Below are 15,190 nucleotides of genomic sequence, written 5' to 3'. Positions count from 1 at the left end.
CGCAATCGCGGCGGGTGCGCTCTGATACGTCTCAAGGGAGAGGTGCATGGACCGTGAGATCAAGATCGCCTTGGGGGCCGCCGCCGGAATAGCCGGTCTGGTCATCGCTTTCATCTTTCTGGTCAGGTTCCTTGTGCCCGTCATTCTTGAAGCCCGCTTCTCGGGCAGTCTGATCGCGGCGACGGTCGTGGGTATCGCCGGAAATCTGCTGCTGGTCTGGGCCGGATGGAAACTGTGGTCCTGGGCCTCGCAGTCGTTGAAACGTTGAGGGAATAGGCGATGTCGAATTTCGGATCCGGGATGCCCAACATCAAACTGCCGACCGGCGGGGGATCGCCGACGCGTGTGGTCTCGCTGGTGGCCCTGGTCGGGGTGCTGATCGCCATTTCGACGGTCGCCGTGAGCTCGTGCAGCGTCACGGTCGAGAGCGGCTATATGGGGATCAAGACCACCAAATTCGGGGCCAACCCCGGGGTCCAGCGCGCCGAACTGGGGCCGGGCTTTCACTGGGAAGGCATAGGCGAGAAAATCATCACCTATCAGACCCTGCAGCGGACCTATTCCTACACCCGGGAAGCCAATCCCGACGGCCGGGAGAATGAGGAGATCACCTTCTCGGACGTGCTCGGCCTGCCGATGACGGCGGATGTGGCGCTGACGTTCCGGATCCGTGAGGACAAGGCGGCGGACCTGTTTGCGACCTGGCGTCAGGAGTTCAATGCCTTCATCGACGGGCCGTTGCGGACCTCGGTTCGGGCGGCGATCGCGCGGGAGACGGAAAAGCTGCCGGTGGCCTGTAATGCGCAGCAGTCAGCGACGCCGAATGTTCAGCCGATCGCGCCGGGGGCCGTTGCCGGGCCCGCGGTTGCCGGCACGCCGGACAGCGATGACTGCCCCGGACAGCTGATCGGACCCGGGCGCCAGATCGTGCTGCAGAAGGCCATGCAGGCCCTGCAGCGGGAATGGGCCCCGCAGGGGCTGGAGATCATCCGCATGGAGTGGGTCGGCTCGATCCGTTATCCGGAGACGGTTCTGGCGGCCATCCAGTCGCGAACCACGGCCGAACAGAACACCCGCGCCGCCCTCGAGCGGGTCAATCTGGAGCGGGCCAATGCCGAGGCCCGGATCGCCCAGGCCCGCGGCCAGGCCGAGGCCAACCGGTTGCTGGCCGAATCGATCCGGTCGAACCCGGAGGTGGTGCGGCTGCGCGAGATCGAGCGGACCCTGGGCATTTGTCCGCTGAGCGCCAGCACCTGTGTGGTCGGCTCGGACATCAATGTCTCGGCGTTGATCGAGGCGCGCGAGGCCCGGGGTGGCGGCGGCGGCGGATAAGTCTGCCGCCCCCTTCGACTCGGGCGGATGAACGGCTAAACCCCGTTTCATGACCTCTCCCCAAGACACATGGACCGTCGCCGGCCGGACCTTTTCCAGCCGGCTGATCGTCGGCACCGGCAAGTACAAGACCTATCAGGAGAACGCTGACGCGGCCGAGGCGGCGGGGGCGGAGATCGTGACCGTGGCGGTGCGGCGGGTGAATCTGTCGGACCCCAGCCAGCCGATGCTGGTCGACTATGTGAAGCCGGACCGGTTCACCTTCCTGCCCAATACGGCGGGCTGTTTCACGGGCGAGGACGCGGTGCGGACGCTGCGGCTGGCGCGTGAGGCGGGCGGCTGGGATCTGGTCAAGCTGGAGGTGCTGTCGGACACGGCGCACCTCTATCCGGACATGATCGAGACGCTGCGGGCGCTGGACCTGCTGATCAGGGACGGCTTCCAGGTCATGGTCTATTGCACCGACGATGTGGTGATGTGCCGGCGGCTGGAGGAGGCGGGGGCTGCGGCGATCATGCCGGCGGCGGCGCCGATCGGCTCGGGCCTGGGCCTCCAGAACCGGGTCAATATCCGGCTGATCATCGAACAGGCCAAGGTGCCGGTGCTGGTCGATGCGGGGGTGGGGACACCCTCGGATGCGGTGCTGGCCATGGAGCTGGGCTGTGACGCGGTGCTGATGAACACGGCGATCGCGGGCGCCAAGGACCCGATCCTGATGGCCAGTGCGATGAAGCATGCGGTGATCGCGGGGCGGCAGGGCTATCTGGCCGGGCGGATGCCGCGGCGGATGTATGCCAGTGCCAGCTCGCCGATGGCCGGGCTGATCTGACGGGCGAGTTTTCGTCCGTCATCCTCGGGCTTGACCCGAGGATCAGGCGCAAAGGCCAGCTGGGTGTCCGGTGCGGCCCCGGAACCTCGCCCGTGCGACCGTTCACGGAGCACCGGATGGTCTGATCCTCGGGTCAAGCCCGAGGATGACGGCTCCGGCCGGGTCGGCGCGGAGAGTCTTCAGTCGACCCCAAAAATTGGGTCCGGGCGGTACAAAAAATGTACCCGGTCGGGTCGGGGTGCTGCGTCCTGGTGCGGGCGTAGCGATGGATCAGGATTGTCAAAGACCGGCCCTGTGGGGGTTTGGGCATTAAGGCACGCGGCTGCGTCAGATTCGGACGCAGGGTGGAATCGGCTCTGCGGGCAGGGGCGAGAAGACACTGTTCGGGGTCGAGAAGGGCGAGATTGTACGGCAAGGGAAGGGCGTGCGGAGCCTTCTCCCATTGGGAGAAGGTGGCCGAAGGCCGGATGTGGGTCGGATGGGTGGAGCGGCGAAGCCGCCCCCGGACAGGCGACCCTCACCCTTTCGCGCAAGGACGACGGCTGCGCCGCCGTGCGCTCAAGCCCTCTCCCATTGGGAGAGGGAGTCGGTTAGAGCATCGCTTCCTCCTGCCGAGACCGACCATGCACGACATCCGCGCCATTCGAGACAATCCCGCCGCCTTCGTGAGCGGCTGGTCGTCGCGTGGGGTCGAGGGGGCGCAGGGGCTGGTCGATGAGATTCTGACGCTGGATACGGCGCTGCGGGCGGCGCAGACGGCGGGGCAGACGGCGCTGGCGAAGCGCAATGAGAGTTCGAAGCTCATTGGCGCGGCGATGGGGAAAAAGGACCTCGTCGAGGCCGAGCGGCTGAAGGGCGAGGTCGAGAGCCTGAAGGGCGAGATCGCGGCGGCGGAGGCCGAGGAGGCGCGGGTCGGCAAGGCTCTGAGAGACCTGCTGGCGGCGCAGAAGAGCCTGGCGGCGGACGATGTGCCGGACGGCGAGGACGAGGCGGGCAATGTCCTGTGGGGTCAGCCGTGGGGCACGCCGCGTGAGGGCGGGCCTTCGAAGGATCACGCCGATCTGGGCGAGGCCATGGGCCTGCTGGATTTCGAGGCGGCGGCGAAGATGTCGGGGTCGCGGTTCGCGGTGCTGAAGGGCGGGCTGGCGCGGCTGGAACGGGCCATCGGCCAGTTCATGCTGGACGTCCAGACGGGCGAGCACGGCTATCTGGAAGTTAATCCGCCTTATCTGGTGCGGGATGAGGCGATGTTCGGGACCGGGCAGTTGCCCAAGTTCGAGGAGGACTTGTTCGCAGCGACCGGGTTCGACCACGTCGCCCGGCTCCATGCCTATGTCGGTGAGGCGCTCGGGGCGTTGCGGGATTGCGAGCTCTCCGAGGAGGACATGCGAACCCGAGATGCACTTGTTGAAGAGGGCGCGGACGGCGAGGACTTTCTGCGTGGAGCTAAAGAGACCTCCTTCACCATGGAGGCTCATAACCGCTTCGATAGCCTGCTCTCCAAAGAGGGGGCCGAAGACTACGCCAATCGCCACTTCCTCATCCCCACCGCCGAAGTCTCCCTGACCAACCTCGTCCGTGAGCAGATCCTGTCCGAGGACGAGCTGGCGACGCCGATCCGGTTCACCGCCCTGACGCCCTGTTTCCGGGCCGAGGCGGGGTCGGCGGGGCGGGATACGCGGGGGCTGATCCGGCAGCACCAGTTCCACAAGGTGGAGCTGGTCTCGATCACGCGGCCGGAAGACTCCGAGGCTGAGCATGAGCGGATGGTGCGTTGCGCCGAGGTGGTGTTGGAGAAGCTGAACCTGCCGTATCGCCGGATGCTGCTGTGCAAGGGCGACATGGGTTTTTCGGCGAAGAAGACGTTTGACCTGGAGGTCTGGCTGCCGTCGCAGGGGACGTATCGGGAGATCAGCTCCTGCTCCAACTGCGGGGATTTCCAGGCGCGGCGGATGGACGCGCGGTTCAAGCGGGCCGGGGAGAAGAAGACCGAGTTCGTGCACACGCTGAACGGCTCGGGCCTGGCCGTCGGCCGCACTCTGGTCGCGGTGATGGAGAACTATCAGGAGGCGGACGGGCGGATCCGGGTTCCGGAGGCGCTGGTTCCCTATATGCCCAAGGGCATGACCCACGTGGGCGGGCCAGGATAACCCCGCTCATCCCCGCGAACGCGGGGACCCAGTGCTGTCGTTTCGCACGGGTGGGTGGGATAAGGGGCGAGTCCGTTCCGGTCTGGTTCGGATCACCCAAAGAACTGGGTCCCCGCGTTCGCGGGGATGAGCGGATTTGACGGGAGCATTAGAGATGAAAGCCCTTCTAGCCCTGACTGCCGGCACCCTGTTGGCCGGTTTCGCCCCGGCACCGGCCGTCGTTGCCCATGATCCCGTGCCCACGGAGATTGTGGGCTGGGTGCGGTTCTCGGACGGGGAGTTCCAGCTGTATGAGCGCGAGGCCCAGGTGCTGCGGCCGTTCTCGCGGCCCTGTCTGTCGGGCGTGGCCTCGCGGGACCTGATGCGACAGGCGGTGCAGGACCTGAATGGCCGGCAGGTGAAGATCACCGGGGTGATGGCCGACTGGTCCCAGGCCGAGAACAACCGGATGGAGTTCCGCGGCTCGGTCGTCCGCAATGTCTGTCGCGGCGAGACGGTGCTGCTGGCCGACCGGGTCGAAGTGCTGCAGTAGTTTCCTGCCCCTTGTCATCCCGGCCGAAGCGAAGCGGAGAGCCGGGACGCGGTGCCCGCCTTTGTCATCGTCCCGGATCAGCGCTTTCGCGCTGTCCGGGATGACAAGGGAGCGCTCCGAGGGTCACGATTTTTCGAGTGCGCGGCGACGGCCCAGGCATTAGTCAGGCCCCATGCGAATCCTCCTGACCAATGACGACGGCATCGAGGCCGAAGGGCTGGAGTGCCTGGCGCGGATCGCGCGGACCCTGTCGGATGACGTCTGGGTCTGCGCGCCGCAGACGGAGCAGTCGGGCAAGGGGCGGGGGATCACCCTGACCGAGCCGCTGCGGGTCAATCAGATCTCGGACAAGCGGTTCGCCGTGACCGGGACGCCGACCGACTGTGTGGTGCTGGCGGTCAATGACCTGATGCCTGAGCGGCCTGATCTGGTGCTGTCGGGGGTCAATCGCGGGCATAATGTCGGGGAGGACTGCTCCTATTCGGGGACGGTGGCCGGGGCATTGCAGGGGATGGCCTTCGGCATCCGCTCGATCGCCCTGAGCCAGTCGCTTGAGCGGTTTCATGACGAGGTGCGGGCACACTGGGAGACGGCGGAGGCCTTCGCCCCGGCGATCATCTCACGCCTGCTCGCCCAGCCTTGGCAGGCGGGCGTGGTGATGAACCTGAATTTCCCCGCCCGGGCGCCGGAGGCTGTGACCGAGGTTGAGGTCACGCGGCAGGGCTTCCGCAACATCGGCGAGATGCATGCGGTGAAGCGCACCGACCTGCGCGGCCGCGACTACTACTGGATGAGTTTCCGCGGGACGAAGCACGACCATCCGGCAGGGACCGACCTGCGGGCGATGGATGAGGGGAAGATCTCGGTCACGCCGCTGCATATCGACCTGACCCATGCGCCGAGCCTGCATGACCTGAAGGGCGTGCTGGGCGGGGCACCGCCGAAGAGTGTGGTGGCGGTATGATTTCTTTCCCCGCTCATCCCCGCGAAAGCGGGGATCCAGTCTTGTCCAGCCTGGCGACGGCGTCTCAGGTTCACCTTTCGAGGGCCGACATCGCTTTTCCATCACCCAAAGCACTGGGTCCCCGCTTTCGCGGGGATGAGCGGATTTTGTGGGTGGTCCCATGAAACTGAATGACGATCGCGCCGGACGGCTGATCCTCGGGCTGCGGCAGCAGGGGGTGATGGACCCGCGCGTGCTGTCGGCGATTGAGTCGATCGACCGGGCTGTGTTCGTGCACGAGAAATTCCTCGACCAGGCCTGGGAGGATCAGGCCCTGCCGATCGACTGCGCCCAGACGATTTCCCAGCCCTATATCGTCGGCCTGATGACCCAGGCGTTGGACGTACAGCCGCGCCACCGGGTGCTGGAGATCGGCACGGGCAGCGGTTACCAGGCGGCGGTGCTGAGCCGGCTGGCGCGCTATGTCTATTCGATCGAACGCTACCGCAGCCTGCTGACCGAGGCCGAGGCGCGGCTGAAGGCCCTGAAGATCGACAATGTCATCACCCGCCACGGCGACGGCGGGCTGGGCTGGCCGGAACAGGCGCCGTTCGACCGGATCATGGTGACGGCGGCCTCGCCCGGAGAGCCGACCGAACTGCTGCATCAGCTGAAGCCGGGCGGGATCCTGGTGTGCCCGGTCGGGCGGTCGTCGGTGCAGAGGCTGCACCGCTATGTCGGCCAGCCGGACGGCAGCTTCCAGCGCGAGAGCCTGGCCGAGGTCAGGTTTGTGCCGCTGGTTGAGGGGACGGCGAAGGAGGGGTGAGGGGGTGGCTAGTGGTTAGTGGCTAGTGGCTAGTTGCTAGTGGTTGCAGGACGACTGTCTGCGGAAGGGCGGCGCAGGCCGCGCCCTCGCACCGGTGTCGGCCAACCACTAGCCACTAGCCACTAACCACCCCATACCCCGTTAACCTTCCCGCCCAACTTTCGCGCCCTTTGACGGGTTGGCTGGAATCGGTGGTCGAGGCACACGGGGTCGGCGGCGAGCGGCGGGAGACGACATGACGATTCAATTCGCGATCAGGGGGCTGGCGGTGCTGGGCGCCGTGACGACGCTGGTGGCCTGCGCAAGCTATCCGGATGCGCCCCGCTATCCGATCTATACAGGGGCTGCGCCGCCGCCGGCGCGGGCTCCCGCCTATCCGGACCGGCCGGCCCCGAGCGGCGAGGGCGTTCGGGGGCCGACCGATCCCGCGCGTGAGGTGCCGCCGCCCATGACCGCCCCCGTGGCCGAGATCGAGGGCGGGACGCTGGGGGCGCCGGTCAACGCGGCCCCGCGCAGTTCACCCGCCGCCGGCCCGGCCTCGGAAGGGTTCGCGGCTCCGCCACCGCCGGCGACCTCGGCTGTGGCCTATGAAATCCAGCCCGGGGATACGATTTCGGGCGTCGGCCGGCGGTTCCAGACCCCGGTGCAGACCCTGATTGATCTGAACAACCTCGGGCCCCGTGCGGCGATCAGCCCGGGACAGCGCATCCTGTTGCCGTCCGGTGCGGTGGATATCGGCGGTGATCCCTATGCCACCGGTCCTTCGCCGGGCGGCGTGGCCGTGCCGGACGAGGTTGCACCGCCGCCACCGCCGCCGCCGCCGCCGCCGCCGCCTTCGCAGAGTGTGGCTGCGCCGCCTGCGCCGCGCGCGCCGGCCGAAGCTGTCGCACCGACCCCGGTGCCCGCTGCGACGGGTTTGAGCCTGGACTGGCCCGTGCGGGGTGACATCCTGCGGCGCTTCGGGCCGGTCGGGCTGGGCGAGCGGAACAACGGCATCAATATCGGCGCAGCGGCCGGGACGGAGGTCCGGGCTGCGGCGGCGGGGCGGGTCGGCTATGTCGGCGACGACCTGGCCGGGCAGGGGCTGACGGTGCTGATCGTGCACCGGGACGGCTGGCGCACCGTCTATGGCCATCTGGGCACAGCGACGGTGCGGGACGGTGCGGACATCCGCGCGGGCCAGGCGATCGGCACGGTCGGGAACACCGCCGGCGACGGGCGGCCCTCCATGCATTTCGAGGCCTGGCGCATGCGCGGCGACCAGCCGGTGGCCGTCGATCCGCTGACGGTGTTGCCGCAATAGCGTCCCGCGAGGCCCGCGAGCACAGGTCGCGTTGCAATGTGACGCAGCGCACCCTAGTTTCCGCGCCTCATTTTCAAGGGTCGCATTGAGCGGCCCCAAACGTATTCGGAGACTATCGTGGCGGAACTTATGGCGGGGCCTTTCGGCACCCTGATCTTCTTCGTCCCCGTGATCATCCTGTTCTACTTCATGCTGATCCGTCCGCAGCAGAAGGCGATGAAGGCCCACCAGGCGCTGATCGCCGGCCTGAAGCGGGGTGATACGGTGGTGCTGTCGAACGGCGTGATCGGCAAGATCACCCGCGTCGAGGCCGAGCAGGCCATGGTCGAGATCGCCCAGGGCGTGAACGTGGCCGTGGTCAAGCAGATGATCACCCAGGTGCGCGATCGCACCGGGGTGGCCGCCAACGACACCAAGACCATCGCCAAGTCCTGATATCGTCCTGAAAGGTCCGGGGACGCCCGCATGATCCATCTGTCGCGCTGGAAGGTCGTCCTTCTTGTCCTGTCCCTGCTGTTCGGCCTGCTGTTCAGCTATCCGAACCTGCTGACCGCCGATCAGCGCGCGGCCTTGCCCGGCTGGCTGCCCAAGAGTGGGCTCAACCTCGGGCTCGACCTGCAGGGCGGCTCGTACCTGCTTCTGGAAGTCGATGTTCCGGCCATGCGCGAGAAGCGGCTGGCCAACCTGGGCGAAGACGCCCGGACGGTGCTGGCCGAGGCCCGGGTCGGGGTCCTGAGCATTGCGCGTGAGCCGGCCGGGGTGATTGTGACGCTCGCCGACCCCGGCCAGATGGATCTGGCCATTCAGTCGATGCGCGTCCTGACCCAGGCCAATCAGAGCGGCGTCGTGGACCGGGTGGTGCAGCGTCAGGGGGCCGATCGCGTCCGTTACGCCTACAGCGAGCAGGCCATGGCATCGATGGGAGCGGACGCCGTCACCCAGTCGATCGAGGTGGTGCGTCGCCGGATCGACAGCCTGGGCACGCGTGAGCCGTCGATCACCCGGCAGGGCAGCGATCGCATCGTCGTCCAGGCCCCCGGGGAGAGCGATCCCGCCCAGCTGGAGCGGGTGATCGGCCAGACGGCCCAGCTGACCTTCCAGATGGTCGATGTCGAGAACTCGGTCCAGGATGCCATGGCCGGCGCCGTCCCGCCTGACTCGGAACTGATCCCCGGCGCGCCGGATACCGGTCAGGCCTTCTATCTGGTCAAGCGCCGCATACTGGTGTCGGGCGAGAACCTGACCAAGGCCGAGGTGACGACGGACCAGGCCAACCAGACCGCCATCGGCTTCCGCTTCGACGGTGCCGGCGCCCGACGCTTCGGCGAGGCCACCGCAGCCAATATCGGTCGCCCCTTTGCCATCATCCTGGACGGCAAGGTGATCTCGGCCCCGCGCATCAACAGCGCCATCACCGGCGGCTCCGGCATCATCGAGGGCAGTTTCACCATCGAGCAGGCCTCGGAAATGGTGAACCTGCTGAACGGCGGTGCCCTTCCGGCCCCGTTGAAGGTCGAGGAGCGGCGGACGGTGACCGCTGAGCTCGGTGCGGATGCCGTTGCCGCAGGCAAGCTGTCGACCATGATCGGCTTCACGATCATCGTGGTGTTCATGTTCCTGGCCTATGGGGGCTTGTTCGGCGGGATTTCCGTGGTCGGCCTGCTGCTGAACGGCCTGCTGATTGTGGCCGCCATGTCCTTCACCGGGGCGACCCTGACCCTGCCCGGCATCGCCGGTCTGATCCTGACCTTCGCCGTGGCGGTGGACGCCAATGTGCTGATCTATGAGCGAATGCGGGACGAGGCGCGGGCCGGGCGTTCGGTCATCGCTTCGCTGGATGCAGGCTTCAACAAGGCCATGGGCACGATCATCGACGCCAACCTGACCACACTGGTGGCGGCGCTTATCATGTTCATCTTCGGCGCGGGTCCGGTGCGAGGTTTCGCATGGACCCTGACCATCGGTGTCTTCACCTCGATGCTGTCGGCGGTGCTGGTGGCCCAGGTCGGACTGGCCTGGTGGCTGAAGCTCGCCAAACCCAAAAAACTGCCGATCGCGGAGTGATGGCGATGCGTGGATGGCCTCTCATCAAAGTGCTTCCGATCAAGACGGACCTGAAATTCGTCTCGTTCGCCAAATATGCGGCCGTGCTTTCGGCCGTGCTGGTGATCGCGTCGCTGGTCGGGGTGTTCAAGCCGGGCCTGAGCCTGGGTATCGACTTCCGCGGCGGTGCCGTGATGGAGCTGACCAAGCCCGCCGGTGAGACCCTTGACCTTGAGGCCGTCCGCCATGCGGTCGACGGTCTCGGACTCGGTGACGTCAATGTTCAGGGTATCGACAACGACGCCAGCGCGATGGTCAAATTCCAGGTGCCGGAGGACGAGCCCCAGGCCCAGGTGGTCGAGCGCGTGCAGTCGGCGATCACGGCAGCCGTCGGCGAAGTCAGCTATTCCGGCGTCAGCGTGGTCGGGTCCAAGGTTTCGGGCGAGTTGTTCAGCTCGGGCCTGATGGCCCTGGGCGCGGCCATCGTCCTGATGTTCGGCTATATCTGGTTCCGGTTCGAGCCCCAGTTCGGGTTCGGAGCCGTCGCCGGTCTCTTGCATGACGTGATCCTGGTCTTCGGCCTGATTGTGCTGTTGCGGCTGGAGTTCAGCCTCAACATGGTCGCCGCCATCCTGACCGTTATCGGCTATTCGATGAACGACACGGTCGTGGTCTTCGACCGCCTGCGTGAGAACCTGCGCAAGTACAAGACGATGCCCCTTCGTGAGGTGATCGACCTGACCATCAACGAGATCCTGACCCGGACGATCATCACCGGCTTCACGGCGGTGATGGTGCTGGCGGCCCTGGCCTATTTCGGTGGGCCCGCCCTGTATGGTTTCTCGATCGCCCTGATGTTCGGCATCATCTGCGGCACCTATTCGTCGATCTACGTCGGCGCGCCGATCATCCTGCTGTGGGGGGTCAAGCGCGGCACCCGCGACCAGGACGACCTGAAGCCGGTCAAACTGGGTATGGCGTCGCGGCCGTAGGCTTTGAGTGGTTAGTGGCTAGTGGCTAGTGGCCAGGCGGGACCTGTGCGGTGGCGCGGTCCGGGTCGCCCTTGCTCTGACTGACATCGGGTGATCAGTGGCTACTAACGACTAGCCACTAGCCACTCGCCACTCTGGCCCGCCCGGGGCGTTGGCCGAATTCGCGCCCGCGTCTATGGTGCCGCTTCAACGAATCGCCCGGGGAGGGGCGGACCATGGGCAAGCTGCTTTCGAACTTTCGCACCACCATCCTGCTGAGCCTCGCTCTGGCCCTGGGTATGGTCCTCGCCTTCGGCCAGGTGTCGGGCGGTTTCGGTGACATCTTCTGGCAGGCTGCGCTGCGCTGGGTGCACGTCGTCGCCGGCATCCTCTGGATCGGCCTGCTGTACTATTTCAACTTCGTCCAGATCCGGGTCATGCCCAACATCCCCGCCGAGCTGAAGCCGGCGATCGGCAAACATATCGCGCCTGAGGCCCTGTTCTGGTTCCGTTGGTCGGCGCTGGTGACCGTGGTGGCCGGTCTGGGTGTCATGCTGGCGCGCGGGCATGCCTATGCCGCCGAGGTCCTGAGCTTCGGTTTCGCCGGCGGTCTGACCGAGGACCAGAAGGGTTTCACCCTGATGGGCGTGGGCATCTGGCTGGCCGTCATCATGTTCCTGAACGTCTGGGGCATCATCTGGCCGAACCAGAAGCGCGCCCTGGGCATTGTGGTCGTGGACGACGACGCCAAGGCCAAGGCCGCCCGGGTCGCCATGCTGGCAAGCCGCACCAATCTGCTGCTGTCGCTGCCCATGCTGACCTCGATGGCGATGTACCAGACGCTGTTTGGCTGATCCGGCGACAACCCTCGACGAACAGGTCCGGGCCGCCGACATTGACCGGTGGCTGTCCAGCCGCTTCGTGGCCGATGGACGGCTGCGCGCGGACCTGATCGTCCTCTATGCCTTCGAGGCCGAGCTGATGGCGATCCCCGCGCGGGTGACCCAGCCCCTGCTCGCCGAGATGCGTTACGTCTGGTGGCGCGAGCAGCTGGACGGCGTCTTCGCCGGGATTGCGCGCAAGGGCCATCCGGTGCTGGAAGCGCTGACGGATGTGGTGGCACGCCACAGTCTGGACCGCGCCCCCTTTGACTTCCTGATCGCGGCGCACATCGGCCGGGTGCATGGCGAGCCGCACGATCTGGACGCCTTCTATGTCGGACCGATGCAGACGGCCGTGCGGGTGCTGGCCGGGCCGGGGCATGAGGCGGCGGTCGTCGAGGCCGGGCGGGTGCGGGGGCTGTCGCAGACGGGGCAAGCGGCCGAGGCCAGGGCGCTGAGGCCCCTGGCCAACCGGGCGTTGGCGAGGCTGCCGGTCGAGGCCTTCCCCGCCGTCGCGGTCGCCACACTGATGCGGCCGGATGCGCCCGAATTCGTCAAACGGTTGGGACTGGTGGCCGCTTCGGTCCGGGGCCGGCTTTGAGGCTGCTGGGGCTGCCGTTCAGTCCCGCGGCCAGGCGATGACCTCGGACGGCCAGACCTCACGGTTCGGCGAGCCGTCATAGGCCCAGGCGAGGGTCCGGGCGAGGGTCCGCGCGCCGGCCCGGACGACCGGGACCGGCGGCGTCTTCAATCCGTGCATCGTTCTTGCCCAGTGGGGCAGGAGGTCGACGCCGGCCTGCATGATCACGGCCGAGGCGGCGTCGGTCACGGCCGCGCCGACGGACTGGCCGAGGACCAGCTGGGCGACCTCGCGGGTGCGGGCATCGGCACGAAGCGCCGGGCGCATCGACTGGATCAGGGCCTCGGCTGCAGCCCGGTTGTACGGGATCGGATCGGCCCCGAGCCGCTCGGCGACGACGGCCATCTCGACGAAATAGCGGTCCTGGTCGGCCAGAGGCATGTCCGGCTCGGCGTAACGGATCCAGCCGTTGAGGAAGCTGATCGCCTCGGTGACATGGACACAGGCCAGCAGGGCGGGATCGCTGACCCGGTAGGGGGTCCCGTCCGGCAGGACACCGCCGATCCGGTCGTGGATGCTGCGCACCCGGTCGATGGCGGCGATGCCGTATTCGGCATGGTCATAGGTGGTGACGGCGATGAATTTGGCCGTGCGCCTAAGCCGCCCGTGCATGTCGGAGCGGAAGTCCGAATGGTCCCAGACCCCGGCCAGCACGGCCGGATGCAGCATCTGCAGCAGCAGGCCCGAGACCCCGCCGATCATCATGGTGACGATGTCGCCATTGACGCGCCAGGCGACGGAGTCAGGCGCGAACAGGGCATCGGCGCGGCGCAGGATGGGGCGTTCGCCTTTCGAGGCGTCATTGAACAGTTCGGTGATCCGGCGGCGGATGGCGACCTTGGCGGGTTCGAGGATCACGCGCGGTCCAGCTCCAGATGGAGGAACTGATTGAAGGGGCTGGCCTGATAGTCGCCAAAGGCTTCACCGTTGGCGAAGCCGCGCCGCCTGTAGAGAGTCAGGGCCGGCTCGAAGGCCGGGCCGCTGCCGGTTTCGAGACTGACGCGATCGAGACCCATCAACCGGGCTTCATGCAGGATACGCTCAAGCAGGCTTGCCGCTACGCCCCTTCGAAGGTGATCGGGGTGGGTGCGCATCGACTTGATCTCCCCGAGCCCCGGGGCCAGAAGCTTCAGCGCGCCGATGCCGACGGCCTCGCCGTCGATCCAGCGGGTCCAGACGGCCACATCGGCTGACTGAAGGCCTGAAAGGTCGAGTGCAAACACAGAGCCGGGCGGTGAGTTGGCTTGCATGCCCCTCAGATGCAGCTCCAGCAACGCCCGGACGGCCGGATGGTTCAGGTCGTCGCGGCGGATGCCGTCGCGCATCAGCCTCTCCAGGCCTTGAGCGCCTCGAGCGCCCGGATGCTCATCAGCCGCTTCTTGGCCCGCCCGCGTTCCTTGAGGGGTATCTTGACGCCGGCCTCGTCGACCTTGGGGGCCTCGAGCGGGGGGAGGAGGCCGTAGTTGATGTTCATCGGCTGGAATTTGGAGATGCCGCCGGGGCCTTCGAGGTGGCCGCCGGTGATATGTTCGACGAGGGCCCCCATGGCGGTGTGGGCCGGCGGGGCTTCCAGCGGGCGGCCCAGACCTGCCTTGGCCAGACGTTCCGCGGCGGCGAGGCGGCCGGTCAGCAGCCCCATGGCGGCGCTCTCGACATAGCCCTCGACGCCGGTGACCTGTCCGGCGAAGCGCAGGCGCGGCATGGCCTTGAGGCGGAGCTGGCGGTCGAGCAGTTTGGGCGAGTTCAGGAAGGTGTTGCGGTGCAGGCCGCCGAGGCGGGCGAACTGGGCGTCCTGCAGGCCGGGGATCATGCGGAAGACCTCGGCCTGGGCCCCGTGTTTCAGCTTGGTCTGGAAGCCGACCATGTTGAACAGGGTGCCGAGCGCATTGTCCTGGCGCAGCTGGACGATGGCATGGGACTTGACCATGGGGTCGCGCGGATTGGTCAGGCCGACGGGCTTCATCGGGCCGTGGCGCAGGGTCTCGCGGCCGCGCTCGGCCATGACCTCGATGGGCAGGCAGCCGTCGAAATAGGGGACGTTCTCCCATTCCTTGAACTCGGCCTTGGGGCCGTTCAGCAGGGCGTCGATGAAGGCCTCGTACTGCGCCTTGTCCATGGGGCAGTTGACATAGGCGGCTGCGTCGCCGCCGGGGCCTTCCTTGTCGTAGCGGGACTGCCGCCAGGCGATGTCGAAATCGATGCTGTCGGCGTGGACGATGGGGGCAATGGCGTCGAAGAAGCTGAGGGCATCCTCGCCGGTCAGGTCGAGGATGGCGGCGGCCAGGGCCGGGGAGGTCAGGGGGCCGGTGGCGACGATGACATTGTCCCAGTCTTCGGGCGGCAGGCCGGCGATCTCCTCACGGACGATGGTGACGAGCGGGTGGGCCTCCAGCTTCGCCGTTACGGCCTGGGAGAAGCCGTCGCGGTCGACGGCGAGGGCACCGCCCGCGGGGACCTGATGAGCATCGCCGCAGGCCATGATGAGGGAGTCCAGCGCCCGCATCTCGGCGTGCAGCAGTCCGACGGCGTTATGCTCCCAGTCGTCGGAGCGGAAGGAGTTGGAACAGACCAGTTCCGCAAGCCCGTCCGTGTTGTGGGCATCGGTCTTCACGCCCGGCACGCCGCGCATCTCGTGCAGGACCACGGGCACGCCGGCCTCGGCGATCTGCCAGGCGGCCTCGGAGCCGGCGAGGCCGCCGCCGATAACGTGGATGGGCTTGAGAGTGTCCGTCATGGGCGG

16 protein-coding genes are annotated in these 15,190 nt (G+C 67.2%); 13 read left to right on the top strand and 3 right to left on the bottom strand.

Annotation, left to right across the window (positions count from 1 at the left end; translation table 11 throughout):
- Nucleotides 1–46 precede the first annotated feature (46 nt).
- The 13 genes from Q0053_RS06265 to Q0053_RS06205 all read left to right on the top strand — a co-directional run bounded on the left by Q0053_RS06265 (nt 47) and on the right by Q0053_RS06205 (nt 12,411).
- Nucleotides 47–268: a hypothetical protein gene (locus Q0053_RS06265; RefSeq protein WP_298097518.1), complete on the top strand. Its 222-nt coding sequence runs from the start codon at nt 47–49 to the stop codon at nt 266–268.
- Between the two features lie 32 nt (nt 269–300).
- The gene (locus tag Q0053_RS06260) at nt 301–1,332 is read left to right on the top strand and encodes an SPFH domain-containing protein (RefSeq protein ID WP_298097516.1); all 1,032 of its coding nucleotides are present in this window, start codon (nt 301–303) and stop codon (nt 1,330–1,332) included.
- A gap of 49 nt (nt 1,333–1,381) precedes the next feature.
- Complete coding sequence (locus tag Q0053_RS06255) at nt 1,382–2,161, top strand: thiazole synthase (RefSeq protein WP_298097514.1); 780 nt, start codon at nt 1,382–1,384, stop codon at nt 2,159–2,161.
- A gap of 623 nt (nt 2,162–2,784) precedes the next feature.
- On the top strand, nt 2,785–4,311 hold the full coding sequence (gene serS / locus Q0053_RS06250; RefSeq protein ID WP_298097512.1) for a serine--tRNA ligase: 1,527 nt from the start codon (nt 2,785–2,787) through the stop codon (nt 4,309–4,311).
- A gap of 154 nt (nt 4,312–4,465) precedes the next feature.
- Nucleotides 4,466–4,843, top strand: coding sequence for a hypothetical protein (locus Q0053_RS06245; RefSeq protein ID WP_298097509.1), 378 nt, complete (start codon nt 4,466–4,468; stop codon nt 4,841–4,843).
- A gap of 172 nt (nt 4,844–5,015) precedes the next feature.
- Nucleotides 5,016–5,807 (top strand): 5'/3'-nucleotidase SurE, encoded by a 792-nt coding sequence (gene surE, locus Q0053_RS06240; protein WP_298097506.1) that lies wholly within the window; start codon nt 5,016–5,018, stop codon nt 5,805–5,807.
- Nucleotides 5,808–5,967: 160 nt separating this feature from the next.
- Entirely contained in the window at nt 5,968–6,612 is a 645-nt protein-coding gene (locus Q0053_RS06235) for a protein-L-isoaspartate(D-aspartate) O-methyltransferase (RefSeq protein ID WP_298097502.1), read from the top strand.
- Nucleotides 6,613–6,847: 235 nt separating this feature from the next.
- Nucleotides 6,848–7,915: a M23 family metallopeptidase gene (locus tag Q0053_RS06230; RefSeq protein WP_298097499.1), complete on the top strand. Its 1,068-nt coding sequence runs from the start codon at nt 6,848–6,850 to the stop codon at nt 7,913–7,915.
- A 129-nt stretch (nt 7,916–8,044) separates the two neighbouring features.
- On the top strand, nt 8,045–8,350 hold the full coding sequence (yajC, locus tag Q0053_RS06225) for a preprotein translocase subunit YajC (protein ID WP_298097687.1): 306 nt from the start codon (nt 8,045–8,047) through the stop codon (nt 8,348–8,350).
- Nucleotides 8,351–8,380: 30 nt separating this feature from the next.
- Nucleotides 8,381–9,979, top strand: coding sequence for a protein translocase subunit SecD (secD, locus tag Q0053_RS06220; protein WP_298097496.1), 1,599 nt, complete (start codon nt 8,381–8,383; stop codon nt 9,977–9,979).
- A complete protein-coding gene (gene secF / locus Q0053_RS06215) occupies nt 9,979–10,950 on the top strand; it encodes a protein translocase subunit SecF (RefSeq protein ID WP_298097493.1) in 972 nt (323 codons plus the stop codon). Before secD ends, secF begins: the two co-directional genes overlap by 1 nt.
- 215 nt (nt 10,951–11,165) lie before the next feature.
- Nucleotides 11,166–11,783 (top strand): hypothetical protein, encoded by a 618-nt coding sequence (locus tag Q0053_RS06210; protein WP_298097491.1) that lies wholly within the window; start codon nt 11,166–11,168, stop codon nt 11,781–11,783.
- Nucleotides 11,776–12,411, top strand: a complete 636-nt coding sequence (locus Q0053_RS06205; protein WP_298097488.1) for a squalene/phytoene synthase family protein — start codon at nt 11,776–11,778, stop codon at nt 12,409–12,411. Before Q0053_RS06210 ends, Q0053_RS06205 begins: the two co-directional genes overlap by 8 nt.
- An 18-nt stretch (nt 12,412–12,429) precedes the next feature.
- Here the strand turns inward: Q0053_RS06205 and Q0053_RS06200 are convergent, their stop codons facing one another.
- The 3 genes from Q0053_RS06200 to trmFO are packed head-to-tail and all read right to left on the bottom strand — an operon-like array spanning nt 12,430 to nt 15,184.
- Nucleotides 12,430–13,308 carry an oxygenase MpaB family protein gene (locus Q0053_RS06200; protein WP_298097485.1) on the bottom strand — a complete coding sequence of 293 codons (879 nt, stop codon included), beginning with the start codon at nt 13,306–13,308 and terminating at the stop codon, nt 12,430–12,432.
- Nucleotides 13,305–13,775, bottom strand: coding sequence for a GNAT family N-acetyltransferase (locus Q0053_RS06195; RefSeq protein ID WP_298097482.1), 471 nt, complete (start codon nt 13,773–13,775; stop codon nt 13,305–13,307). Before Q0053_RS06195 ends, Q0053_RS06200 begins: the two co-directional genes overlap by 4 nt.
- Nucleotides 13,775–15,184, bottom strand: coding sequence for a methylenetetrahydrofolate--tRNA-(uracil(54)-C(5))-methyltransferase (FADH(2)-oxidizing) TrmFO (gene trmFO / locus Q0053_RS06190; RefSeq protein ID WP_298097479.1), 1,410 nt, complete (start codon nt 15,182–15,184; stop codon nt 13,775–13,777). The genes Q0053_RS06195 and trmFO overlap by 1 nt, the downstream gene beginning before the upstream one ends.
- Between the last annotated feature and the right edge of the window lie 6 nt (nt 15,185–15,190).

The sequence above is a fragment of the Brevundimonas sp. genome, from assembly GCF_027487935.1.
In the GTDB taxonomy this organism is placed as follows: Bacteria; Pseudomonadota; Alphaproteobacteria; order Caulobacterales; family Caulobacteraceae; genus Brevundimonas.
Note: the sequence above shows the minus strand (reverse complement) of the source record. Positions and strands in the feature narration are given on the sequence as shown.